Annotated in this window: 19 protein-coding genes; 10 read left to right on the forward strand and 9 right to left on the reverse strand. The window is 71.9% G+C overall.

The genetic code is table 11. From position 1 onward, the window contains the following. Positions 1-17: 17 nt before the first annotated feature. On the reverse strand, positions 18-1,538 hold the full coding sequence (proP, locus tag ACZ6MA_RS27700) for a glycine betaine/L-proline transporter ProP (RefSeq protein ID WP_469437070.1): 1,521 nt from the start codon (positions 1,536-1,538) through the stop codon (positions 18-20). A gap of 394 nt (positions 1,539-1,932) precedes the next feature. Next, the gene (locus ACZ6MA_RS27705; protein WP_469436870.1) at positions 1,933-2,442 is read right to left on the reverse strand and encodes a MarR family winged helix-turn-helix transcriptional regulator; all 510 of its coding nucleotides are present in this window, start codon (positions 2,440-2,442) and stop codon (positions 1,933-1,935) included. 93 nt (positions 2,443-2,535) lie between these two features. Between ACZ6MA_RS27705 and ACZ6MA_RS27710 the strand changes: the two genes are divergently transcribed. Continuing rightward, positions 2,536-3,573, forward strand: a complete 1,038-nt coding sequence (locus tag ACZ6MA_RS27710; protein WP_469436872.1) for a hypothetical protein — start codon at positions 2,536-2,538, stop codon at positions 3,571-3,573. Positions 3,574-3,757: 184 nt separating this feature from the next. On the opposite strand, the gene ACZ6MA_RS27715 is transcribed toward ACZ6MA_RS27710, so the two are convergent. Beyond that, a complete protein-coding gene (locus ACZ6MA_RS27715) occupies positions 3,758-4,663 on the reverse strand; it encodes an aminoglycoside phosphotransferase family protein (RefSeq protein ID WP_469436873.1) in 906 nt (301 codons plus the stop codon). A gap of 120 nt (positions 4,664-4,783) precedes the next feature. Between ACZ6MA_RS27715 and ACZ6MA_RS27720 the strand changes: the two genes are divergently transcribed. Beyond that, a complete protein-coding gene (locus ACZ6MA_RS27720; RefSeq protein ID WP_469436874.1) occupies positions 4,784-5,770 on the forward strand; it encodes a Rossmann-fold NAD(P)-binding domain-containing protein in 987 nt (328 codons plus the stop codon). 101 nt (positions 5,771-5,871) lie between these two features. Here ACZ6MA_RS27720 and ACZ6MA_RS27725 read toward each other — a convergent pair whose 3' ends face one another. Then, positions 5,872-6,393, reverse strand: a complete 522-nt coding sequence (locus ACZ6MA_RS27725) for a DUF6314 family protein (protein ID WP_469436876.1) — start codon at positions 6,391-6,393, stop codon at positions 5,872-5,874. A gap of 39 nt (positions 6,394-6,432) precedes the next feature. Further along, on the reverse strand, positions 6,433-8,025 hold the full coding sequence (locus tag ACZ6MA_RS27730; protein WP_469437072.1) for a CocE/NonD family hydrolase: 1,593 nt from the start codon (positions 8,023-8,025) through the stop codon (positions 6,433-6,435). Positions 8,026-8,202: 177 nt separating this feature from the next. Between ACZ6MA_RS27730 and ACZ6MA_RS27735 the strand changes: the two genes are divergently transcribed. Further along, complete coding sequence (locus ACZ6MA_RS27735; RefSeq protein ID WP_469437074.1) at positions 8,203-8,922, forward strand: TetR/AcrR family transcriptional regulator C-terminal domain-containing protein; 720 nt, start codon at positions 8,203-8,205, stop codon at positions 8,920-8,922. 53 nt (positions 8,923-8,975) lie between these two features. On the opposite strand, the gene ACZ6MA_RS27740 is transcribed toward ACZ6MA_RS27735, so the two are convergent. Then, a complete protein-coding gene (locus tag ACZ6MA_RS27740; RefSeq protein WP_469436878.1) occupies positions 8,976-9,572 on the reverse strand; it encodes a dihydrofolate reductase family protein in 597 nt (198 codons plus the stop codon). Between the two features lie 247 nt (positions 9,573-9,819). On the opposite strand from ACZ6MA_RS27740, the gene ACZ6MA_RS27745 reads away from it, so the two are divergent. After that, positions 9,820-10,920, forward strand: coding sequence for a mechanosensitive ion channel family protein (locus ACZ6MA_RS27745; protein ID WP_469436879.1), 1,101 nt, complete (start codon positions 9,820-9,822; stop codon positions 10,918-10,920). A gap of 132 nt (positions 10,921-11,052) precedes the next feature. Here the strand turns inward: ACZ6MA_RS27745 and ACZ6MA_RS27750 are convergent, their stop codons facing one another. The 3 genes from ACZ6MA_RS27750 to ACZ6MA_RS27760 all read right to left on the reverse strand — a co-directional run bounded on the left by ACZ6MA_RS27750 (position 11,053) and on the right by ACZ6MA_RS27760 (position 15,936). Then, a complete protein-coding gene (locus tag ACZ6MA_RS27750) occupies positions 11,053-11,910 on the reverse strand; it encodes a GNAT family N-acetyltransferase (protein ID WP_469436881.1) in 858 nt (285 codons plus the stop codon). Positions 11,911-12,107: 197 nt separating this feature from the next. Further along, positions 12,108-13,337 (reverse strand): serine hydrolase domain-containing protein, encoded by a 1,230-nt coding sequence (locus ACZ6MA_RS27755; protein WP_469436883.1) that lies wholly within the window; start codon positions 13,335-13,337, stop codon positions 12,108-12,110. 268 nt (positions 13,338-13,605) lie between these two features. Further along, positions 13,606-15,936, reverse strand: a complete 2,331-nt coding sequence (locus tag ACZ6MA_RS27760) for a protein kinase domain-containing protein (protein WP_469436884.1) — start codon at positions 15,934-15,936, stop codon at positions 13,606-13,608. Between the two features lie 227 nt (positions 15,937-16,163). Here ACZ6MA_RS27760 and ACZ6MA_RS27765 point away from each other — a divergent pair, with 227 nt between their 5' ends. The 6 genes from ACZ6MA_RS27765 (at position 16,164) to ACZ6MA_RS27790 (ending at position 23,376) form a co-directional block, all read left to right on the forward strand. Then, a complete protein-coding gene (locus ACZ6MA_RS27765; RefSeq protein ID WP_469436886.1) occupies positions 16,164-18,248 on the forward strand; it encodes a catalase in 2,085 nt (694 codons plus the stop codon). A gap of 68 nt (positions 18,249-18,316) precedes the next feature. After that, complete coding sequence (locus ACZ6MA_RS27770; RefSeq protein ID WP_469436887.1) at positions 18,317-19,507, forward strand: zinc-dependent alcohol dehydrogenase; 1,191 nt, start codon at positions 18,317-18,319, stop codon at positions 19,505-19,507. A 79-nt stretch (positions 19,508-19,586) separates the two neighbouring features. Then, positions 19,587-20,606, forward strand: coding sequence for an SDR family NAD(P)-dependent oxidoreductase (locus tag ACZ6MA_RS27775; RefSeq protein WP_469436889.1), 1,020 nt, complete (start codon positions 19,587-19,589; stop codon positions 20,604-20,606). Positions 20,607-20,780: 174 nt separating this feature from the next. Next, positions 20,781-22,301, forward strand: a complete 1,521-nt coding sequence (locus ACZ6MA_RS27780; RefSeq protein WP_469436891.1) for an FAD-dependent oxidoreductase — start codon at positions 20,781-20,783, stop codon at positions 22,299-22,301. 3 nt (positions 22,302-22,304) lie between these two features. Beyond that, entirely contained in the window at positions 22,305-23,021 is a 717-nt protein-coding gene (locus ACZ6MA_RS27785; RefSeq protein WP_469436892.1) for an HAD family hydrolase, read from the forward strand. 127 nt (positions 23,022-23,148) lie between these two features. Further along, entirely contained in the window at positions 23,149-23,376 is a 228-nt protein-coding gene (locus ACZ6MA_RS27790; protein ID WP_469436894.1) for a DUF5133 domain-containing protein, read from the forward strand. Positions 23,377-23,387 lie beyond the last annotated feature (11 nt).

The following is a 23,387-nucleotide window of genomic DNA, read 5'->3' on the forward strand; positions in this document are numbered from 1 at the left end:
CGCGGGCCCGCCTGTGCTCAGCGCTCCTCGTGGTGGTGGTGCCCCGGGTGCCGCAGACGCATCCAGATGTCCCTGGCGCGACGGCCGGCCTCGGTCCGGCTGTCGGCCACCAGGAGCCGGGCCTGTTCCGGCGTCTCCACCATCGGTCCGGAACCGCGCAGCGGCTTGCCCGCCGTCTCGTGCAGGAAGAACGCCGAGACCAGCCCGACCGCACCCGCGGCCATCAGGTAATACGCGGGGATCATGGGGTTGTCGGTCGTTTCCAGCAGAGCGGACACCGCCAGCGGGGTGGTACCGCCGAAGAGCGACACGGAGATGTTGTACGAGACCGACAGCGCCCCGTAGCGCAGCCGGGTCGGGAAGAGCGCGGGCAGCGTCGCGGCGGCGGTGCCCGCGAAGCACACCAACAGCAGCCCGAGGATCAGGCAGCCGAACGCCGGGAGCAGAGCGCCGTCCGCGCGGACCAGCAGCATCGAGGGGATGGCGAGCGCGATCAGGGCGGCACTGCCCGCCATGAACATCGGCCGCCGTCCCCAGGCATCGGAGGACCGGCCCACGACGGTGATGGTCAGGGCCACCAGGACCATGGTGCCGAGGATCAGCAACTGCGCGGTGGTGGGGTCCTTGCCGAGTGTCTCGGTCATATACGTCGGCAGGTACGAGGTGACCAGATAACTGGTGACGTTGTAGACGACCACCAGCCCCATGCAGATCAGCACCGCCTGCCAGTGCTCGGTGAAGATCTCCTTCAGCCGTCCCCGGCCGGACTGGCGGGCCTGTTCGATCTCGTCCTCATGGGAACCCGAAGCACCCTGGGTCCGCGCCTGGGCCGCCTCGGTCTCCGCGCGGAAGGCGGGCGTCTCCTCGAGCCGCATCCGCATGTACAGGCCGATCAGCCCGAGGGGCCCGGCGACCAGGAAGGGCAGGCGCCATCCCCAGTCGGTCATGCCGTCGGTACCGAGGGCCGCGGTGAGCACCGTCACCAGCCCCGACCCGAGCGCGTAGCCGACGAACGTGCCGAAGTCGAGCCAGCTGCCCAGGAATCCACGGCGGGTGTCGGGTGCGTACTCGGCGATGTACGTGGTGGCCCCGGCGTACTCGCCGCCCGTGGAGAAGCCCTGCACCAGACGGCAGACGAGCAGCAGCACGGGTGCGACGAACCCGGCCGTCGCGTAGCCCGGCAGGAAACCGACGGCGAAGGTGCTCACCGCCATCATGATCATCGTGGCGGCGAGCACCCGCTGGCGCCCGATGCGGTCACCCAGCGGACCGAAGACCAGACCACCGAGCGGCCGGACGATGAAGGCCGCCGCGAAGGTGGCGAAGGCGGCGACGACCTGCGCACCGGGCGAGCTGGAAGGGAAGAAGACTTTGCCCAGGGTGACAGCCATATAGGCGTACACACCGAAGTCGAACCACTCCATCATGTTGCCCAGGGCGGCGGCCAGCACCGCGCGTCGGACCTCGGGGCGGTCGGTGACCGTGACGTCCGTGATGTCCAGCGACTTCTTGCGGCGCCGTAGCAAGGTGCGGAGCATGCGGTCGGTGGCCACCGCGCCACCGCGGGAGGGGGCGGTGCGCCCGGGCTTCGGAGTCTTCTTGCGATCGGCGCTCACGGTCACCTGCCGGTAGGTCGGGGTTCCAGGTGCCGCTGGGGCTCCTGGGGCGTTCACATACTCATGGGCCGTATTTAGCGGTTTATGCATTGAATCGTGTTTGGGCCCGGCACGCTCATGACCCGCCCGTAACGCGCGACCCGTGCGAACGGGAGCGGTGGTGCCGCCGCCGGGATGCGCCGGGGCCTTTTCGGACGGACGCTGGAACCATGCCCGGAACCGCCCGGATCGTCGTCCACCCGCCGTCGCCGTCGGGCGGCCGCCAGGTGACGGTCGGCCGGGAGGTCCTGGGCACGGCGTACGGGGTGATCGATCTCTATGAGTTCCTGCGCCGGGCCGGTGTGCCGGGGGATGACGTGCGACTCGAGGACCCGGCGTTCATCGACTGGCAGGGCGGGGGCCCGGGCGTCTGGTCGTTGTAACGCAGCAGATAGGCGGCGAAGCGGGAGAGGTCGGCCTCGTCCCAGTCGGCGAGGCGCTCACGGAAGGCCGCCCGGCGGTTGCCGCTGACCTGCGTCAGGGCGGCGACGCCGCGGGCGGTCAGATGGAGGTTGCGGGCCCGCTGGTCGTGCGGGTCGGGGCGGCGTTCCACGAGGCCGAGGCGTTCGAGGTCGGCGACCTGCCGGCTGACGGTGGACTTGTTGAGCAGGAACCGGTCCGCGAGGTCGGTCGCCCGGCATCCGCGCCGGTCCTCCAGGTGGGCGAGAAGGGCGAAGGACACCAGCGACAACTCGGGGTGCATGCGGGCGGCGGCGGCCCGGGAGCGCCGGGCGAAGGCCGTCAGCTCACGCTGGATGATCTCGGTGGAATCGTCGCGGTCGGACACGGGGTGGCCTCTCTTCCCTATCTAGATGTAGAGTACAACCAGATGGAATAGTTGTAGATACCAACCATCCCTTCGGGGAGTCGAGGAACCACCATGAAATCCGCGACGGGCGGCGCCCTGCGCCATGTCCTCACCCATCTGCTCACCCCGCTGCTCATGTGTATCGGCATGGGCATGGCCTACCTCGGTGCCTTCGCCGATCCCGCACCGCACGACCTGCCGGTCGCCGTGGTGGGATCCGGCCCCGACGCCCGGGCCCTGGCGCGGAGCATCACCGACAAGGCGGGCGACGCCCTCACCGTCCGTACCGTCGGCGACCGGGCGCAAGCCGCGGACCAGCTGCGTCACCAGGACATCTTCGGCGCGTTCGTCCCCGACGCGAAGGCGCCCGAGCTGATGGTCGCCTCGGCCGGATCGGACACCACCGCCTCCGTCGTGCAGAAGGTCTTCACACCTGTGGCCGCCCGCCAAGGCGCCCCGCTGAAGGTCACCGACATCGCGCCGCCCGCCAAGGACGACCCGACCGGACAGGGCATCTTCTTCCTGCTCGTCGCCATCAGCATCGGCTCCTACGCCTCCGTGGCGGTCATCGGCGGCGCCGGCGCGGTCCTGCCCATGCGGATCCGGGCACTGCTGGCCGCGGCGACCTCGCTCGTGGTCAGCGTGATCGGCGTGATGCTGGCCGGGCCCGTCTTCCATCTCGTCGACCACGGGCTGGGCGGACTGTGGGGGATGGCGTGGCTCTACTCCGCCGGCGTGCTGCTGATCGGCACCGGGCTGCACACCTTCCTCAAGCGATGGACGACGCTGACGATGATGGCGCTGTTCGTGATGCTCAACTTCACCAGCTCCGGCGGTATTTTCCGGCCCGAGCTGCAGAACGGCTTCTTCGCCCCCCTGCACGACTTCTGGAACGGCGCCGCCTTCGTCGAAGGCACCCGCAGCCTCGCCTACTTCGACAACGCCGGCTTCGGCGGGCACCTGTGGACCCTGGTCCTGTGGCTGGCCGTCGGCCTGGCCGTGACCGGCCTCGCGTGGGCAGCCGAGAGCCGGCGACGGCCCGGGCCTGCGATTGCGGCTGCCGCCGCCGCCGACTCCGAGGAGGAGATGGAAGAAGCGGTCGGCGTCTGACCCGCCGCGGGCCGTGCCGTTCGCACCACCGCTGCGCGGCGGTAGTCCTCAATCGCCGGACGGGCTGGTTTTGGCTGAGCCCAGCCGAATCAAGCCCGTCCGGCGATTGAGGACGCGCCCGTAGGGCGCTCTCGCCGCCGCAGGCGGCAAAACCGGCCCGTAGCCGAAGAACCGCCGGCCAGGCCTACGCACCGGCTTCCCCCAGCACCGCCCGGATCACATGCCGGGCGGTGCGCGCCATCGCCGGGTTCGTCCGCCGGTAGTACGGTAGCGCGATCAGTGCCTGCGAGAGCGTCCGACCGCGGCCGCGGGCCCAGGTGGCGTCGTCCACGCCGAGTGCCTCGCGGAAGACCTCCCTGGCGTCGGCCGGCAGCAGATTCCACGCCGGGAACAGATCACAGGCCGGATCGCCCACCCCCATGCACCCGAAGTCGATCACCGCGGTCAGTCTGCCGTCGTCCACCAGCAGATTGCCCGGCATCAGATCGGCGTGCAGCCACACCGGCGGCCCGTCCCAGGCCGGGGCCCGCAGTGTCTCCTCCCACACGGCGGCCGCGGCGTCGCAGTCGACGCCCTCCTCCTGGATTCCGCGCAGTTCCTCGATCGCCGCCCGGGTCGACGCGTCGAGCGAGGTGACCGGTCCACCTCGATGGGCCGTCGGCGCCTCCGGCAGGGTGATGCTCCGCATGGCCGTCACGAACCCGGCCAGGTCCTCGGCCAGCAGCACGGGGCGGCTCAGCGCTCCCGCCTCGGGGGTCACGCCCGGCAGCCACCGGTAGACCGACCATGGCCACGGGTACCCGTCGGCGGGCTCCCCGGCCCCGAGCACCTCGGGAACGGCCGTCGGCAGGAGGGGCGCGAGGCGGGGCAGCCACCGCCGTTCCATCGCTGTGTCTTCGGCTCCGCCCTCCGCCAACGGCAGTCGTACCACCATGTCGTCACCCAGCCGGTACACGCCGTTGACCGTGCCACCGGAGGTGAGCCGCTCCACCGCCAGTCCCGCCCAGGAGGGGAACTGTCCGGCGACCAGCCGTCGTACGAGGCCCTCGTCGAGGGAAGGCCGAGCGGGATGCGGATGCGCTGTGTTCATGGACCGCCATCCGACCGCCGGGTGCGGGCGGGCGTCAAGCCTCCCCGAGGCACCGGGGGCGAAGATCCGCTCTCCGCGAACCCTGTTGGTGCCCGGGACGCGCGGTGCTTGAGTGCGGGCATGGAAATCTTGGTTCTGGGTGGTACGGCGTGGTTGGGACGGGAGTTGTCGCGGCAGGCAGTCGAGCGCGGTCACCGGGTGACGTGTCTCGCGCGCGGCGAAAGCGGTGAAGTCGCCGACGGAGCAGCACTGTTGAGCGCCGACCGGCGTTCCCCTTCGGCCTACGAGCCGCTGCTCGACCGTGTCTGGGACGCGGTCTTCGAGGTGTCGTGGCAGCCCGGCTTCGTTCGTGAGGCCCTCGACGCGTTGGGTGACAGGGCAAGACACTGGACCTACGTCTCCTCGGTCAGTGCCTACGCCTCCCACGCCCTGCCGGACGCGGACGAGTCCGCGGCGCTCCTTGCCCCGACCGATCGACATGAGGTCGGCCGCGAGCTGTACGGCGAGGCGAAGGCCGCCTGTGAGCAGGCGTCGACGGACGTCGTCCACGACCGGCTGCTCATCGCGCGCGCCGGCCTCATCGGCGGCCCCGGCGATCACAGCGACCGTTCCGGATACTGGGTGGCCCGTGCCGCACGGGACCCGCGGGGGCGGATGCTGGTGCCGGACGCGCCGGCCCTGCCGACGCAGGTGGTCGACGTGCGGGACCTCGCCGCCTGGCTGCTCGACGCCGCCGAGGCGGGGACCACCGGCATCTACGACGCGGTCGGCCCGGTCGTTCCCTTCGAGGACTGGCTCCGGCTGTCCCGCGACATCGGCGGGCATACCGGGCCGGTGACCCCCGCCGACGGGGCATGGCTGCTCGCGAACGGCGTGGCCGGGTACATGGGCCCCGAATCACTGCCGATGTGGCTGGCCGAGCCCGGCTGGGAAGGGTGGTCGGCCCGGAACGGCTCCGCGGCCCGCGCCGCGGGCCTGCGGCACCGCCCCCGGGCGGAACTGCTGGCCGACACGCTGCGCTGGGAACGCGAGCGCGGCCTGGACCGCACCAGGCGCGCGGGCCTCAGCCCGAAGCGCGAGCGTGAGCTGCTCGACGCCCTCGCCTGACCGGCCCCGAACGCCTCACCGCCGCGCGGCGGTCTCCTCAAGCGACGAAGGGGCTGCTGTGTGGTGTCCTCAGGCGCCGGACGGGCTGCTGTGTGGTCTCCTCAAGCGCCGGACGGGCTGCTGTGCTGTGAACGCGCCCGCAGGGCGCCCCGCCGCCGGTACACCGAGCGGTGGAGCTGGTCCTTGGCCGGGCCGGTGGTGCGCCAGCGCAGCCGCCATTCGTCGCGGGAGACGACGGTGAACGTCCCGTCGTAGACGTCGGCGGCGCAAGGGTGCCGGACGTCCCAGTGGCCCGTGCGCAGGTCCAGGGCGTGAAAGGCTCGGCCGTCGGCGAAGGTCACCTCGGCGGTCCCGTCCGGTGCGGGGTACAGCCGCAGCGTCCGGCCCGCCCGGTTGACGGTGCCGTTCCAGGTCAGTTCGCCGTCCTCGATGTGCAGGACGTACCCGGCGTCACCGGACGCCCGGAACACGGCCGTGCCGTGGAACGTCCCCTCGATACCGGTGGCCAGATCGAGGAGCGTACGGTCGACCGCCCACTGCCCGTCCAGGTAGGCCACCGCGTCGGAAACGGGATGCGGCACCGACGCCCCGGAGGGGAGCGGACCGTGGGCGGTGGAACTCATGACCGCATTATCGCTCGACGCCGTGGCGCCGGACGCGGCCTACGTGCCGTGCGGAAGCCGCAACGCCGAATCCATGTGCAGGGTGATGTGTACCGGCTGGGGGCCGGTGGCGTCGGCCGCCGGCTCCCCGGTGCCGGGGTGCGCGGCGTAGCGCGGATGGGCACCCCCGCTGATCTGCAGACGAATCCGGTGACCGGCGGGAAAACGGTAGGCGGTGGCGCTCATGGCCACGGTGACGTCCGAGGGGGAGTGCCCGGTGGTCCGCAGCCGCGCCAGCCCGTCGCAGACATTCGTGGAACGGCCCTGGGAGTCGACGTCGCACAGACGGGCGAAGACGTCGGCGTATCCGGTGTCCGTCGAGATCCGCAGGCGTGCGGAGACCGGGCCGAGAACCTCCAGCGGCTCGGTCAACGGCGGTCCGGTGAACGTCAGAACGTCCTCGCGTGCCTCCAGCGGCCCGTTGTCACGGGGGCCGGCGGTCCGGGAGAGCAGCGGGCCGCCCACGGAAGGGGTGGGGTCGGCCGGGTCGTAGCGGAAGGTCGCCAGCGGTACGGAGTCCGTGGGCGGCTGCGCGGTGAGATGCCCGTCCGGGGTGGGGTACCAGGAGACCGTGCCCGGGGACAGCGGCCAGTCGGGGAGGTCCCGCCAGGCCTGTTCACCACCGACGTGCACGCGCACCGCAGTGGGACGCAGTGCGGACGGATCGTCGCACAGGTGCGCGCGCAGCCACGCGAGGCTCTCGGCGAACACCTCGGGCCAGCCCTTCTGGAACGCGGACGTATGGGTCCAGGGGCCGATGAGCAGGGCGGTGTCGCATCCGGCCCGGCGCAGTCGGCCGTACTGCTCGAGGGTCTGGTCGAGCAGCGCGTCGTACCACCCGGTGACCAGCCCGGTCGGCACGCCCAGTCGCGTGGCGGCCTCTCCCATGGACGTGCGGTGCCAGTGCGCGTCATCGGCGTCCGGGTGGGTCAGCGCATCGTCCAGCCAGGGCACGTCACCGTAGACCGAGGCGAAGGCCCCGCGTGGTGGCGGCGCCGTGGTGATCCCGCGCAGGCGCCGTTGCAGCCGCAGCGTCGCCTTCATCATGGGTGCCCACCCCTGGTGCAGGTACGTCACGCCGATGCCGGAGACGAGGGCGTTCTCCAGGTTGAGCGCGCCGCCCGCGTGGAAGAAGGCATGGGGATCGTGCAGCCCGGCCTGTACCACCATCGCCTTCAGCTCCGGTGGCGGGTCCTGGGCCAGTGCCCACTGGACGTAGCCCAGGTAGCTGGGGCCGACGGTGCCCAGGGTGCCGTCGAACCAGGGCTGCGCGCGCAGCCACGCCACCGTGGCGTGACCGTCGGCGGCCTCGTTGCGCCATGGGGCGAACGCACCGCCCGAGCCGCCGGTGCCGCGGCAGCTCTGCAGGATCACGTGGAAGCCCTGTTCGGCGAAGAGGATCCCGTACATGGGTGACCACGGCAAGCCCCTGCCGTAGGGGGAGCGCACGACAAGGGTAGGGAAATCACCCGTTGTTCGCGGGAAGTAGTGGTCCGTCAGCAAGGGGCTGCCGTCGGCGCCCGGTACCGCGAGCCCCTGCTCCCAGCCGACTTCGTGCGGTCCGGCCGGGAGGCCGCGCCAGGTGGCCCGCATCAGTCGTGCGGCCCACGGCGGTTTCCCCGTCGGTGCGGTCCGGTCGGGCTTCGACACGACGTCCTGCGCGTGTGGTGGCATGGCTTCCCCTCCGCTATTCCCGTACGTCGTACGAGAATAGCGGATGCTTGGATGTTCTCCGCACCCCTTGGCGATCAGGAGAGGGACGAGAAGAACATGACCCGTCGTGACGGGGCCGGCGCCACGGGCGTCGACCCCCAGCAGCTCTGGCTGAACCCCGGCCGGCCCGGCCGGGGGCGCAAGCCCGCCTTCAGCCGTGCGGCGATCACGGCCGCGGCCGTCGCCCTGGCGGACGCCGAGGGGCTGGAGGCGGTCACCATGCGACGAGTCGCCTCCCGGGTCGGGGCCGGTGTCATGTCGCTCTACAGCTACGCCCCCGACAAGGAGACGCTGCTGGAACTGATGGTCGACCACGTCAGTGGGGAACTCCCGACGACGGATCCCCTGACCGGCGACTGGCGTACCGACCTGAAGGCCATCGGCCACCTCCAGCGCGCCCTCATGCTGCGGCACCCCTGGCTCCCCGCCGCGCTGTCCACCCGCCGCACACTCGGCCCCAACGCGCTGGCCTTCCTGGAACGCGCGCTCGCCGCCCTGCGGCCCTCCCGGCTGGACGGCGCCGCGAAGCTGGAGGTCTTCAGCCAGCTCACCGGTTTCGTCACCGGACACGTTGGCTACGAGATCGCCCAGTCCGCGGCCGCGGACCAGCCCGACCGGGCCGCGGCCGAAGCCCGCTACCTCGCCACCGTCGCCGCCGACGGGAACCACCCGGAACTCGCCGAAGCCCTCTCCGCGCCCGGCCGTCCCCTGGACCCCGCCACCACCTTCACCCGGTTCCTCGACCGTCTGGTCGACGGCCTCGACGCCACCGCCTAAGGGGATCCGGCCGGCGGGTGCCGGTGGGGCACCCGCGGGCGCGTCGGCGGCAGCTACCTCCGGGTGACCGGCCGGTACGTGCACACCTGCACGCCCGTGCCGCTGGTGACCGTGGAAACCAGCTCGAAGGTGCGCAGCACCCCGTCATCGGGGAAGACCGTCTTCCCGCCGCCGAGAAGCACCGGCTCGATCATGAGCCGCAGCTCGTCGACCAGGCTCTCCCGCAGGAGGGTGCGGACGAGCGTGGGGCTCCCCATGACCACCAGGTCACCACCGGCTGCCTCACGCAGCCGGCGGATACGGGCGACGGCCTCGTCGCCGGGGATGCGGGTGGTGTGATCCCACGTCAGCTCGTCGTCGCCCAGCGTCTTGGACACCACGTACTTCGGGATGGCGTTCATCCGGTCGGCGAAGGGGTCACCGGCCCGCCCGGGCCACGCCGCGGCCATCGTCTGCCACGTGCGGCGCCCGAACAGCAGGGCCTCGGCGTGGGCCAGCGCGTCGTCGAAGGCACCGCCCATCACCTCCGGATCGAAGAACGGGTGCGACCAGCCGCCGTGGGCGAAGCCGCCCTCGGTGTCCTCCTCGGGCCCGCCCGGCGCCTGCACGACGCCGTCCAAGCTCATGAACTCGGTGACCACGATGCGCACGGGGCCGCTCCTCTTCCTCGCTCCGCCGGTCCGATTCACCTCGACATCCGTTTCGCACCAGACCCTAGCCGAGCGGCCCGACGGAGGTGGGGGGAGGATGACTTCTCGCGCCGGGTCACCTCACGATCCGGCGCACTGGTGAAACCCTCGGGACAGGCAGGACATACAAGGTGACGAGACATCACTCCGGGCTCATGGCAGCGTGCGACACCGTCGCTCGGCTCCACGGAACGGAGGGCGCACGCCGATGAACCGGGATCTGACACTGCATGACATCATCGCCGCGGGCATCGCGGTGGCCGCAGGCCTGGCCGTGGCCCTCGTACTGCGGGTCATCCTGCGCTGGCTCGGTGAACGGGCCCGCAGAACCCGGTGGAGCGGCGACGACATCATCGTCGACGTGCTGCGCACCCTGGTCCCCTGGTCCGCGGTGGCGGCCGGGGTCGCGGCGGCGGCAGCCGCCCTCCCGCTGACCCGGCAGGTCGGACACATCGTCAGCCAGACGCTGACGGCCCTCGTCATGCTGACCGCGACGCTCACCGCTGCCCGAGTGATCAGCGGGCTGGTGCGGTCCGTGACGCAGTCCCGGTCCGGCGTGGCCGGATCGGCCACGATATTCGTCAACATCACCCGCGCCCTCGTCCTGGCGATGGGCTTCCTCATCATTCTGGAGACCCTCGGAGTCTCCATCGCGCCCCTGCTCACCGCTCTCGGCGTGGGTGGTCTGGCGATCGCCCTCGCGCTGCGGGACACCCTGGCCAACCTCTTCGCGGGCGTGCACATCCTCGTCTCGAAGACGGTGCAGCCCGGGGACTACATACGGCTCAGCAGTGGCGAGGAGGGCTACGTCCGCGACATCAACTGGCGCAACACGGTCGTGGAGGAACTCTCGAACAACCTGGTCATCATCCCGAACGCCCAGCTCGCGGGCACGAACATGACCAACTTCAGCCGGCCCGAACAGCAGCTGACCGTCACGGTGCAGGTGGGCGTCGGCTACGACAGCGACCTGGAACACGTCGAGCGGGTGACCAACGAGGTCGTCGAGAGCGTGATGAAGGACATCACCGGCGCCGTGTCCGACCACGACCCGGCCGTCCGGTTTCACACCTTCGGGGACTCCCGGATCGGCTTCACCGTCATCCTCGGGGTCGGGGAGTACAGCGACAAATACCGCATCAAGCATGAATTCATCAAGCGTCTGCACCAGCGGTACCGCGCCGAGGGCATCAGGATCCCCGCTCCGGCACGCACCGTCTCCCTGGAGCCGAGCGGGGACGCGGTGATCCCGCCTGGCGACCCGTCCCCGGACACCGCGCCGGGCCGCCGTCTCGGCACCACCGCCTGACCGCCCTGCGGGCGCGTCCTCCATCGCCGGACGGGCTGAATCCAGCCCGTCCGCCACGCGCCGCAGCGCCCGCCCGCATGATCCGCCGGACAGGCCGTAGGCAATCGGTCTCCGGACGACGTCCTCGGCGGCTCAGTAGAGGACGGAGGGGAGATACGCCCCGTCGGGCTCGTTGTACACCCCGACGGTCATCAGGCTCATGAGCTGCTGCACCTTGAGACCGCGTCGCAGGCACCACCGCAGCAGGCCGCTGTCGCTCGCGGGGACGAGGATGCCGGGGCCGCCGAAGGCGGGAGCCGCGGCGATGAGTGCCCGTATGTCCTCGGTGCTCTCACCGACCGCGTGCGCGAAGAACGACAGGTCACTCGCATAGCCGGTGACGCGCCCGTCGTGCTCGGTCACCCGGGCCGTGCCCATCGCGAGGGCGTCGGCGACCTCGCCGCCGCGATCGATCCCGTGCACCTTCCGGCACACCTCGTCGCAGGCGGGCAGGTCCTCCTCCGTCGCCGCGCGTACCCCGTACCCGGGCACGCTTCCTCCGATCGGCGGCCCCTGCAGGCAGGCCACCGATTCCCGGAAGACGAAACCGAGGTCGGCGTAGAGCGCGAACGACCGGGTGTGGTAGGCGCTTTGCAGCAGTCGGATGCCGGGTGCCCGCCGCTCGGCCGCCCGCCGCATGACGTCCTGCATGAGACGGCGTCCGACGCCGCTGTTCTGAGCGTCCGGGTCCACGGTGATCGGCCCGACACCGGCCACGGCCGACCGCTCGTCGAGGAAGTTGCTGCCCACGACCCGGCCGTCGAGTTCGGCGACGACGCTGTAGAAGCCGGGGTGGTTCAGCAGCGTCCCGCACATTCCCGCGGCCTCCTCCGCACCGGGGATGTCGGAGGCGAACGCGTGCTCGCGGGCGATCCCGGAGAAGGCCTCGAAACAGATCCGACCGCACTCCCGGGCGTCGTCCGCCCTTCCGGGGCGCACTATGAGCTCCACGATGGCATCTCCTTCCGGGTTCTGCCGGAGCTGCTACCCGCCCTGGGCTCTCCTTCCATCAAACGCGCCGGTCGCCACGACGGCAAACGGGACCGGGAGACGGGATCCGGGGCAGAGGACGGGGGAGCGGGACCGCCCGTACCGGGAGGTCCCGGCTTCGAGCACGGGGCCGAAAAGGCCCCGTGATCTCCGCGGCCTCAGATACGGGTGTCCTCGACGGCCGGGACCAAGTGATGGCCGTTCCCGTTCCGGGGAGTGAGTGAGCGGCGTGGCGCGGGGGCCGCGGTCGCCTTGTCGCAGAACGCGGGCTCCAGGGTGTTCGTCAGGCTCTGGGTGACAGCACCGTTGTTGGACGCGTTGGCGAAGAGGGCGACGGTGCGCTTGCCGTCGGGGGTGGCGAAGGTCTGGGTCTGATAGCCCTGGACGATTCCCCCATGGCCGAGGACCTTGCCGCAGGAGAGGGTGATCTCCCGCAGGCCCAGCCCGTAGCCGACCTTCGCGGTGGGAGTGGGGAGCACACTCGCCATCTGCCGCAGCGAGTCGTCGGAGACCAGCCCTCCGGAACTTCCGGCGAGCAGAGCGGTCAGGAAACGGTCGAGGTCGGAGGCGGAGGAGACGACGCCTCCCGCGCTCCAGATCCACGACGCCGTCTGCTCCGTCGAGTCGAGCAGCGGCTTGCGGCGGTCGTCATGGGTCAGATAGCCGGTGATGTGCGGACCGGCGATGGTCTTCTCCGGCACGGTGAAGGACGTCTGACGCAAATTCAGCGGTGTGAGGATCTGCTCGCGCAGCACGTCGGCGTAGGGGCGGCCGGTGAGGTGCTCGACGGCCAGGCCCATCAGCACGAAACCCGTGTTGGAGTACGCGTACGAGCCACCCGGGGTGTACTGCAACCCTCGCCCGACCGACATGCCCACGAGGTCCTTGGGTTCGTAGACGGTGTCGCGAATGCGCTTTTCGAAGGCGTCGGTGGTTTCCTCGCCGCTCTGTTCGAGGAGCGCGTTGGTGTGGTCGTACACCCCGGCGCGGTGCTCCATCACCTGACGTGCGGTGATGGGCCAGTTCTGCGGAAGGGTGCCCTGCGGCAGGTAGTCGCGCAGAGGCTTGTCCAGGTCGATGCGGCCCTGTTCGGCGAGGCGCAGCACGAGGACGGAGGTGAACATCTTGGTGTTGCTGCCGACCCGGAACCGCCAGTCGGTGTTCATGGGCGTGCCGTCGAGGTCGGCCTTGCCGAGGGCCAGCGACCGGTCCAGCCCGGGGTTGTCGTGATCACGGATCACGGCGAACGCGCCCGGTGCGCCCGAGTCGACGACGCGTTGCAGCGCGGCCCGCACCGCGGACGTGTCCGGCGTGGCGGGGTTCTGCCCGGCGGACGCGCTCACCGCGCCTCCGGCGACCAGCGCCACGGTGGCCGCGAACGTGGTCATCGAACGCGTGAGCCTGGTTCTCACCATAAATACCTCTGTCTCCCGGTGACTTGTCTCTGGTCCCGGTTTCGTCATGTGCGGGGGACCAAGATCGTATATGGGTGCCGAAGGGTGATTTACCGGAGGCGGACACCACTGCCGTTCGCGGGGCGGGTTCCGGCCGGGGCCGGGGGAGTGCCGTAACCCCCGAACCGAGCCAACGGCGGGACGGGAAGCGGGAGTTCGGAGCGTGCGACGCGTGTGCCTTCATGAAGACGACGCCGCTGTCTCACCGCCCGGCGGGGGTGTAGGGGGTTCCGTCGGCCGAGGTGACCGCGACGGTGGTAGTCCGGCCGTTCGGCTCGATACGGATGACGGGAATGGCCTTGTCCCGCGGGCCGCCGTCACCGCCGATGGCGATCCAGCCGCTCGCGCCCGGCAGGCCCTTGCCCGCACGCAGCGCGGCCAGGGTCCGGTAGACGTCGGTGGCGGTCGGGTCGGAGACCGCCGGGGCGCTCCGGACGGCCTGGGTCGCGGTCAGCAGGGTGTCGTACATCATGATCGCCCGTCCGTCGTCGAGGTCGCTGCCGGGGAACGCGGTGGCGAAGGTGCCGTCGCGGAACGGGGCGACGGCCTCGGGGGCGAACGCCCCGGGGGACACCGACCAGGCCCCCGGGTGGGCCAGCCCGGTGTAGAGAAGGCCGATCCGGCCCGTGCGCAGTACCGTGGCCAGCTCCTTCGGGCCGAAGCCGTCGGTGCGCGTGATCTGCGTGGTGTCGTCTCCCGAGAACACCGTCAGCGGCCGGTTCCGGCACGGGCGGTCGGCGAGCGCGGTCAGGAAGGCGGGGAGGGAGGTGCCGCGCCCCGCGAAATAGACGATGTCCGGCCCCGCGGCGCACAGCCCGGCGAGCTGGGCGCGGAAGACACCGGCCAGACCGGGCCGGGAGGAGTCGAACAGCTTCGGTCCGTCGCCGACCAGCCGCTCGGCCGGTACGCGGGCACGGAACTGCGTGGCCAGAGTGCTGGTGTACTGGTCCCCCGCGGCGACGTCCTGGACGAGCAGGACACCGGCGCCGGCGTTCGCGCCCGAGGACAGGAACCGTACGGCGGCGGAGGCCTGGTCGGCGTTGGCGGGCGCGATGCGCACCAGGCCGGGTGTGCCCGCCCAGGAGTCGGCCGTGAGCACCGACCCGAAGGCGGGGAGGCCCCCGGCCGTCAGACTGCCGATCATGTCCTGGCTGGAGGCCGTGCTGCCGCCCAGGCCGACCGCCGCCACGATCCGCTCCGCACGCTGACGGTCCAGCACCCGGCCGACGGTGTACTCGCGCTGCTCGGCGGTGCCACCGGTCTGGGCGAACAGCACCCTGATCCGGGGCCCCGCCTCGCCGTTGGCCCGGCGCTGGGCGAGGTAGGCGCCCTCCAGGTCGTGCCGGACGCTCTCCATCACACTGGTGCCGTCGTACTCCACGGTGATCGGTGTCAGATAGACGATGGACACGAACGGCCGCCCGCCCGGCCGTGCGGCCGCCTTGACGACCCGCCGGTTCTCCGCGGAGAGGCGTTCCAGCACCGGGGTCAGGCTGCCGCCCGAGGGCCCCGGCGACAACGAGGTGCCTGCCAGTAGTCCGACACAGCCGCGCGCCTTGCCCTCCTCCCCGATGATCCGCAAGCCGTCGGCGCAGCCGTTTCCCGGCGATCCGGCGGATCGCGGGCCGTCCCCCTGGACCACCAGGGCCGCGAGCACGGCGAGCGCGGCGGCCAGGGCCCTGGCGTACCGCCCTCCGCGCGCCCGGCCGGACCGGACGGGGGCGTGCGCGCCCTCCCCGGCGCGGGCGGCCAGGCGCAGCACCTCGTCCAGGCCGGGCCGGCGGGCGGGGTCCTTGACCAGACAGCGGGTGATCAGCCCGCGTAACGGACCGGGCACGCCGGTCAGGTCCGGCTCCTTGTGGACCACGGCGAAGGCGGCGGCGATCGGCTCCGCGCCGTTCGCCGCCGGGTCCTCGAAGGGACTGCGGCCGATGGCCGCGAAGGCCAGTACGGACCCCAGCGCGAACACGTCCGTCGCCACACCGATGCCGTGCGGCCCGGCGATCTGCTCGGGCGCCATGAACGCCGGGGTTCCGACCATGCTGCCGCTGCGGGTGAGGGCCCGGCTCTCCGCCACGGCCTTGGCGATACCGAAGTCGATCACCCGGGCGCCGTCGTCCGCCAACAGCACGTTCCCCGGTTTGAGATCCCGGTGCACCAGCCCTTGCCGGTGGATGTCGCGCAGCGCCTCCGCCAACTGCCCGGCCAGCCGCACGACGTCCGCCACCGGCAGCGGGCCACCGGAGCGTACCCGCGAGGCCAGCGACGCGGCGGGCACGTACTGGGTGGCCAGCCAGGGCGGATCGGCGTCGGGTGCCGCGTCCACCACGGACGCCGTGAACGCGCCGCTGACCTTGCGGGCGGCCGCCACCTCGCGCCGGAACCGGGCCCGGAAGTGGGGGTCGTCGGCGTACTCGGGGCGGATCACCTTCAGTGCCACCCGGCGCCCCGCGGGGCTGCGCGCCAGGTACACCACCCCCATGCCCCCGGACCCCAGCCGCCGTTCCAGGGTGAACCCCCCGATCTGCCGCACCGGGACAACATACCCAAGCCGCCCGGCCGCCGTTCCTCGAATCACCGGCGAGGGCGGCCCCGGCCGACGCGGGACGACCACACCTGTCACATGGCCCTCGAACGGCCGTGTTTCAAGTGCGTCTGTCTGGTCACTCGGTACGCAGGAGCCCCGATGAGCACGAGCGGGGACGAGGACACAAGGGACGGCCCGGCGGAACGAGCAGGCAGGAAGAGGTCGAATACTCGATGACTGACCCGAAGCAGCAGCAGCGTGACGCGTTTCGCGCGGAGGACCCGGCCGGGGGACCGCTCACCACCGACCAGGGGGTGGTCGTCGACCACACCGACGACTCGCTGCGCGCCGGCGACCGCGGTCCCACCCTGATGGAGGACTTCCACTTCCGCGAGAAGCTCACCCGCTTCGACCACGAACGGATTCCGGAGCGGGTGGTGCACGCCCGGGGCGCGGGCGCGTACGGCTACTTCGAGCCCTACGCCTCGTGCGCGGAGTTCACCAAGGCGGCCTTCCTCCAGGACCCGTCCGTCCGGACACCGGTCTTCGTGCGCTTCTCGACGGTGCAGGGCCCGCGCGGCTCCGCCGACACCGTCCGGGACGTCCGCGGCTTCGCGACGAAGTTCTACACCTCGGAAGGCAACTACGACCTCGTCGGGAACAACTTCCCGGTCTTCTTCATCCAGGACGGCATCAAGTTCCCGGACTTCGTCCACGCCGTGAAGCCCGAGCCGCACAACGAGATCCCCACCGGCGCCTCCGCGCACGACACCCTCTGGGACTTCGTCTCCCTGCAGCCGGAGACGCTCCACACCATCATGTGGCTGATGTCCGACCGGGCCATCCCGCGCAGCTACCGCATGATGCAGGGCTTCGGAGTGCACACCTTCCGGTTCGTGAACGCGGACGGGAAGGGCACGTTCGTGAAGTTCCACTGGAAGCCGAAGCTCGGCGTGCACAGCCTCGTCTGGGACGAGGCACAGGAGACGCAGGGCCGCGACCCGGACTTCAACCGCCGTGATCTGTGGGACACGATCGAAGCGGGGGACTTCCCGGAGTGGGAGCTGGGGGTGCAGCTCGTACCGGAGGAGGACGAGCACTCCTTCGACTTCGACCTCCTCGACGCCACCAAGATCATCCCGGAGGAGCTGGTACCCGTCCGGCCGATCGGCCGGATGGTTCTGAACCGCAACCCCGACAACTTCTTCGCCGAGACCGAACAGGTCGCCTTCCACACGGCGAACGTGGTGCCGGGCATCGACTTCACCAACGACCCGCTGCTCCAGGCCCGCAACTTCTCCTACCTCGACACCCAGCTGATCCGGCTCGGCGGACCGAACTTCGCCCAGATCCCCGTCAACCGGCCGGTGGCGCCCGTGCGCACCAACCAGCGCGACGGCTACCACCAGGGGAAGATCCACCGGGGCACGAACTACAGCCCCAACTCGCTGGGCGGCGGATGCCCGGCGCTCGCCACCGGCGATCCGGCGGCCTACCGCCATCTGACGGAACGCGTCGACGGCACCAAGATCCGCCGGCGCAGCCCGAGCTTCGACGACCACTACACCCAGCCCGCGCTGTTCTGGCACAGCATGGCCGACTGGGAGAAGCAGCACATCATCGACGCGTTCCGCTTCGAGCTGGGCAAGGTGTCGGCCAAGGAGGTACGGGCCCGCACCGTCGAGCAGCTCGCCCACGTCGACCACGACCTCGCCGTGGCCGTCGCGGCCGGCGTGGGCGTGGCCCCGCCGCGACAGGCACCCGACACCCCCCGCCCGGCCCCCTCGCCGGCACTGAGCTTCGAGAACAACCAGGGCGCCCCCTCCATCAGCACCCGCCAGATCGCCGTCCTCGTCTCCGACGGTGTCGACGCCGGCCAGGCGGCCGCGGTACGGGCCGCCCTGACCGCGCAGGGCGCCATCGTCGAACTCATCGCCCCGCAGGACGGCACGGTCACCGCCGCCGACGGCACCGAAACCGAAGTCGACCGGGCGCTGCCCACCGTCGCGTCGGTGCTGTACGACGCCGTGCTGCTGCCCGCCGGAGGACTCGACCCCACCCCCCTCCACGCCGACACCGCACGCCGCTTCATCCGGGACGCCTACCGGCACGGCAAGGCGATCGGCGCGACCGGCTCCGCCGTACGGGACCTGGCCGCGCTGCTCCCGGACGACCTGCGGACGGCATCGGAGGCGGGCGAGTCCGTCGCCGACCGCGGCGTGGTGACCTGCGACGACGCGAACGGGGACTTCCCGAGGGCCTTTGCCGAGGCCGTCGCCGCCCACCGCCACTGGGACCGCCCGCCGCTCACCGGCTGAGGAGCCGCGGCCGCCCGCCGACGCCGCCCTCCCCGTTCCCCGCCGCCCCCCGAAGGAGATGATCCGCAGTGCGGGCCACCGTCTGGCACGGCAAGCGCGACGTCCGGATCGACCAGGTCCCGGACCCCGTGATCCAAGAACCCACCGACGCCGTCATCCGTATCACCTCGACCGGGTTGTGCGGCTCCGACCTGCACTTGTACGAGGTGCTCACCCCGTTCATGACGCCCGGCGACATCCTCGGCCACGAGCCGATGGGCATCGTGGAAGAGACCGGATCCCAGGTGCCGGGCCTGTCGCCCGGCGACCGGGTCGTGGTCCCCTTCCAGATCGCCTGCGGCAGCTGTGTGATGTGCGGGGGCGGCCTCCCCACCCAGTGCGAGACCACCCAGGTCCGCGAACACGGCATGGGCGCCCAGCTGTTCGGCTACACCAAGCTCTACGGTGCCGTACCCGGCGCCCAGGCCGAATACCTCCGGGTGCCGCAGGCACAGTTCGGCCCGATCAAGGTGCCGCACGGGCCGAGCGACGACCGGTTCGTCTACCTCTCCGACGTCCTGCCCACGGCCTGGCAGGCCGTGCGGTACGCCGGTGTGGAGCCGGGCGGCAGCATCGCGGTCCTCGGGCTCGGCCCCATCGGGACGATGGCCTGCAGGGTCGCCCGGCACCTGGGTGCCGGGCGGGTGATCGGCATCGATCACGTGCCCGACCGGCTGGAGCGGGCACGCCGCGACGGCTTCGACGTCTTCGACCTGGAGGACTTCGACCACGAGAGCGACCTCCTGACCGCCGTCCGTGACCTCACCGACGGCCGGGGCCCCGACGCGGTCGTCGACGCGGTGGGCACCGAGGCCCACGGCAGCCCCGCCGGCCGGCTCGCCCAGCAGGCCGCCGGTCTGATGCCGCCACGCTGGGCGGAGAAGCTCATGCACAAGGCCGGCGTGGACCGCATGAGCGCCCTCCACCTGGCCATCGCCCTGGTGCGCCGCGGCGGCACCATCTCCATCAGCGGTGTGTACGGCGGCATGACCGACCCGATGCCCATGCTCACCCTCTTCGACAAGCAGATCCAGCTCCGGATGGGCCAGGCCAACGTCCGCCGCTGGACGGACGAGATCCTCCCGCTCCTCACCGACGAGGACGTCCTCGGCGTCGACACCTTCGCCACCCACCACCTCCCCCTCGACGAGGCACCACAGGCCTACGAGCTGTTCCAGAAGAAGACCGACGGCGTGCTGAAAATCCTTCTGCACCCGTGACCACTTCCTCGGACGATCACACGGCTCCCGTCGCGCGGGAGAGCCCGCCGCACGGGAGCGCACGGGAGAAGGAGCCCCCATGCAACGCCCCGCACCCCACCACCGCCCCTTTGACGGGCTGTCCGCCGTGGTCACCGGCGGCTCCCGCGGTCTGGGCCTGCTCATGGCACGTCAGCTGCTGGCACGCGGGGCCACCGTCACCATCGCGGCCAGGGACGCGGCGGAACTGGCCGACGCCGAGTCGATCCTCACCGGGACCGGCCCGGCGGACCGCGTCCACGGCGCGGTCTGCGACGTACGCGACCAGGCCGCCGTACGGGACCTCTTCGCCGAGGTCGCCGCCCGGCACGGAAGCGTGGACCTCACCATCGCCAACGCGGGTGTCATCCAGGTGGCGCCCTGGGAATCGGTGGGCACCCAAGGCTTCCGGGACGCCATGTCCACGATCTTCGAGGGGGCGCTCAACACCGCGGCCGAGGCCCTGCCGCACCTGCGGCGCAGCCGGGCCGGCGGGCGGCTGGCGCTCATCGGTTCCGTCGGCGGTCTGGTCGCCGTCCCACACCTCCTGCCGTACTCGTGCGCCAAGTCGGCCGTGGCGGCGCTGGCGGAGGGCCTGCGCGCGGAGGAGACATCGCGCGGCGTCACGGTGACCGCCGTCCACCCCGGACTGATGCGCACCGGCTCCCACCTGCACGCCCGCTTCGCCGGAGCCGCCGAGCGGGAATTCGCCTGGTTCTCCGCGCTCGCGGGCGCGCCCCTGGTCTCCATGGACGCGGAGCGGGCCGCCGAACGCATCGTCTCCGGCATCGAGCGCCGCCGGCCCCGTATCGTCCTGACCCCCGCCGCCCGGCTCGCCGCGACCGCCCACGGACTCGCCCCGGCGACCACCACCCGTCTCCTGTCGGTCTTCGCCCGCACCCTGCCGCGCCCCGACGGCGGGCGGAGCGAGACCGTCGAGGGCCACACCCTCGACACCCCGCCCGCCGGGCCCGTGCCCCGGCTGCGCCGTGCCCTGAGCGCGCTCAACGACAAGGCCGCCGACCGCTTCAACCAGCGCGGCCACGACCGGCCCTCGGCCGCCGGGCCCCCGGCCGGCTGAGACGGGCGGGGGCCCGCCGCGACCGGTGGGGTCCGGCGGGAACCGGCCGTCCGGGCTAATACCGGCGGAGGACGGTTCGGCCGGGCCAAGGGGGGAACCCGGTCTGCCATGCCACCCCTTTCTCCCCCTTCCGAGCCCGCCCCCGAGCCCCCCGGCACCGCGGAATCCCACTGGATGGCCACGGCACCCGCCGGCACCCACCCTCCCCTGACCGCCGACCTCGAGGTCGACGTCGTCGTCATCGGCGGCGGCATCGCGGGACTGAGCGCCGCCTGGGAACTGGTGGACGCCGGCCGCTCGGTGGCCGTCCTGGAGGCCGACCGGCTGGCCGCGGGCGTCAGCGGCCACACCACCGCCAAGGTGACGGCCCTGCACACCCTCGTCTACGGCACCTTGCGCCGCACCCGGGGGAGCGAGGCGGCCCGGCTGTACGCGCGCTCCCAGCAGGAAGCCGTCGAACGGGTCGCGGAGATCACCGCCGCCCTCGGAGCGGACTGCGAGCTGGAACGCCTCGCGGCCTACACCTACGTCACCGACCCGGGAGCACGCGAAAGCGTCCGGGCCGAGGCCGAGGCGGCCCGCGAGGCGGGGCTCCCCGCGACCTACGTCGAGGAGACCGGGCTGCCCTTCCCCGTCGCCGGCGCGGTCGAGGTGGCGGACCAGGCCCAGTTCCACCCGCGCAAATACCTGCTCGCCCTCGCCGAGGACATCCGCGCCCGGGGCGGACGGATCCACGAACGCACCCGCGTCACCGGGCTGACCGAAGGCACACCGTGCCGCGTCACGACCGAGGACGGGACCGTCGTCACCGCGCGTGACGTCGTCGTCGCCACGCACTACCCGGTCTTCGACCGCGCACTGCTGTTCACCCGGCTCTCGCCCCGCCGTGAACTCGTCGTCGCGGCCCCCATCCCCGCCGATCTCGACCCCGGCGGCATGTACATCACCCAGGAGTCGGGCAAACGGTCCGTGCGGACCGCACCCTATACCGACGGGCAACGCCTGCTGATCGTCACCGGTGAAGGCTTCACCCCCGGAGCGGGAGGCGTCACCGAACGCTACGAGAAGCTGGCCGGCTGGACCCGCGAACACTTCCCCGGAACCGAGATCGTCCGGCACTGGGCCGCCCAGGACAACGACTCCACCGACACCGTCCCCCTCGTCGGCCCCTTCCACCCGGGCGCCCGGCACACCTATGTCGCCACCGGCTTCGGCGGCTGGGGGATGAGCGGCGGCGTCATGGCCGGCCGGCTGCTGGCGGACCTCATCACCGGCCGCGCCCCCTCGTGGGCCGGCCTGTACGACCCCCGGCGGCTGTGGAGCACCCTGCGCGAGGCTCCCGCCTTCCTCAAACACCAGGCGGAGGTCGGCCGGCACTTCCTGGGCGACCGGCTCAGGCCCACCCACGTGGACTCCATCACGGACGTCGCGCCCGGTACCGGAGCCCTCGTCCGGGTGAAGGGCCGCCGGTGCGCGGTCTACCGGCAGGACGACGGCACCCCGCGCGTCCTGTCCGCCCGCTGCACCCACATGGGCTGCCTGGTCGCGTTCAACGCCGCCGAGCGGACCTGGGAGTGCCCCTGCCACGGCTCGCGCTTCGACACCGACGGAACCCTCCTCCAAGGGCCCGCCACCAGCCCGTTGACCGAATACGCCGTCGAGGACGACCTCGCCCACGACCCGGAGGAGGGCTGAACCGTGTGCCCTCAGGCGCATCCCGCGACCCCCCACGAGGAACGTGGCGACACGCGTCCCCGCGCGGCCGTCTTCGACGTCGACGGCACGCTCGTGGACACCAACTACCTGCACACCGTCTGCTGGTGGGAGGCGTTCCGCCAAGCGGGCCACCACGTCGCCATGACCGACATCCAGCACACCGTCGGCATGGGCTCCGGCCGGCTCCTGGAACGGCTGCTCGGTGCCGACCGCGACACCGACGAGGACGAGACCATCAGCACGGCGCACAAGGTCCTGTACGCCACGTGGTTCGACCGGCTGCCCGCCCTGAACGGGGCGGCCGAGCTGCTGCGCGCCCTCGCCGCCCGCGACTGGCGGGTCGTCCTCGCCACCTCCGCGCAGGGATCGGAACTCACCGCGCTGCGCCGGGCCATCGACGCCGACGACGCCATCCTCGACGCCACCAGTGCCGACGACGTCGAAGCCACCAAACCCGCCCCCGACCCGGTGCTCCAGGCACTCGAACAGGCCGGCGTGGAGCCCGAGCGGGCGGTGTTCGTGGGCGACACGGTCTGGGACGTGCGGGCGTCGCGGCGGGCGGGAGTGGGGTGCGTCGCGCTGCTGACCGGCGGCATCGGCGAGGCCGAATTGCGGGAGGCGGGAGCACTGGCCGTCTACCGCGACCCCGCCGCCCTGCTCGCGGGGCTGGACGACAGCCCGTTCGGCCGGATCCCGTGAACGCCCGGACCCGCGACCCCGCGAACCGCCGGAACCTCCCTGAACCGCGGGCACCTTCCTACGGGTGAAGCCCCGTATCGCGGGTAGGCGGACGCCCGAAGAGACGGCAGTCGAGAGGAGCCCGAACATGCTGATGGCCCACCCCGCAGTGCTGGCCGACCTGATCGCGGAGTACGAGACCCTCCGTGCCCTCGGCGCCGAGAAGGGCGGGGAAGAGGTGCGCCGGCGTATGGAGGACGTCTCCTACACGCTGTGCGTGTCCACGGGAACCCGTGACGTGGACGCCGCCCTGATCGCGGCCCGCCACCGGCTTCCCGGGGCCCGGACCCTGGACGACTCCGTCCTCAGCGCCTGACCCCGTGCGAG

Source organism: Streptomyces sp. NPDC042259, from assembly GCF_055582085.1.

Coding starts and splice junctions, on each gene's coding strand:
- proP (WP_469437070.1), bottom strand. CDS start 1,538: ATGCTCCGCACCTTGCTACGGCGCCGCAAGAAGTCGCTGGACATCACG.
- ACZ6MA_RS27710 (WP_469436872.1), top strand. CDS start 2,536: ATGAAATCCGCGACGGGCGGCGCCCTGCGCCATGTCCTCACCCATCTG.
- ACZ6MA_RS27715 (WP_469436873.1), bottom strand. CDS start 4,663: ATGAACACAGCGCATCCGCATCCCGCTCGGCCTTCCCTCGACGAGGGC.
- ACZ6MA_RS27720 (WP_469436874.1), top strand. CDS start 4,784: ATGGAAATCTTGGTTCTGGGTGGTACGGCGTGGTTGGGACGGGAGTTG.
- ACZ6MA_RS27725 (WP_469436876.1), bottom strand. CDS start 6,393: ATGAGTTCCACCGCCCACGGTCCGCTCCCCTCCGGGGCGTCGGTGCCG.
- ACZ6MA_RS27730 (WP_469437072.1), bottom strand. CDS start 8,025: ATGCGGGCCACCTGGCGCGGCCTCCCGGCCGGACCGCACGAAGTCGGC.
- ACZ6MA_RS27735 (WP_469437074.1), top strand. CDS start 8,203: ATGACCCGTCGTGACGGGGCCGGCGCCACGGGCGTCGACCCCCAGCAG.
- ACZ6MA_RS27745 (WP_469436879.1), top strand. CDS start 9,820: ATGAACCGGGATCTGACACTGCATGACATCATCGCCGCGGGCATCGCG.
- ACZ6MA_RS27755 (WP_469436883.1), bottom strand. CDS start 13,337: ATGACCACGTTCGCGGCCACCGTGGCGCTGGTCGCCGGAGGCGCGGTG.
- ACZ6MA_RS27765 (WP_469436886.1), top strand. CDS start 16,164: ATGACTGACCCGAAGCAGCAGCAGCGTGACGCGTTTCGCGCGGAGGAC.
- ACZ6MA_RS27775 (WP_469436889.1), top strand. CDS start 19,587: ATGCAACGCCCCGCACCCCACCACCGCCCCTTTGACGGGCTGTCCGCC.
- ACZ6MA_RS27780 (WP_469436891.1), top strand. CDS start 20,781: ATGGCCACGGCACCCGCCGGCACCCACCCTCCCCTGACCGCCGACCTC.
- ACZ6MA_RS27790 (WP_469436894.1), top strand. CDS start 23,149: ATGCTGATGGCCCACCCCGCAGTGCTGGCCGACCTGATCGCGGAGTAC.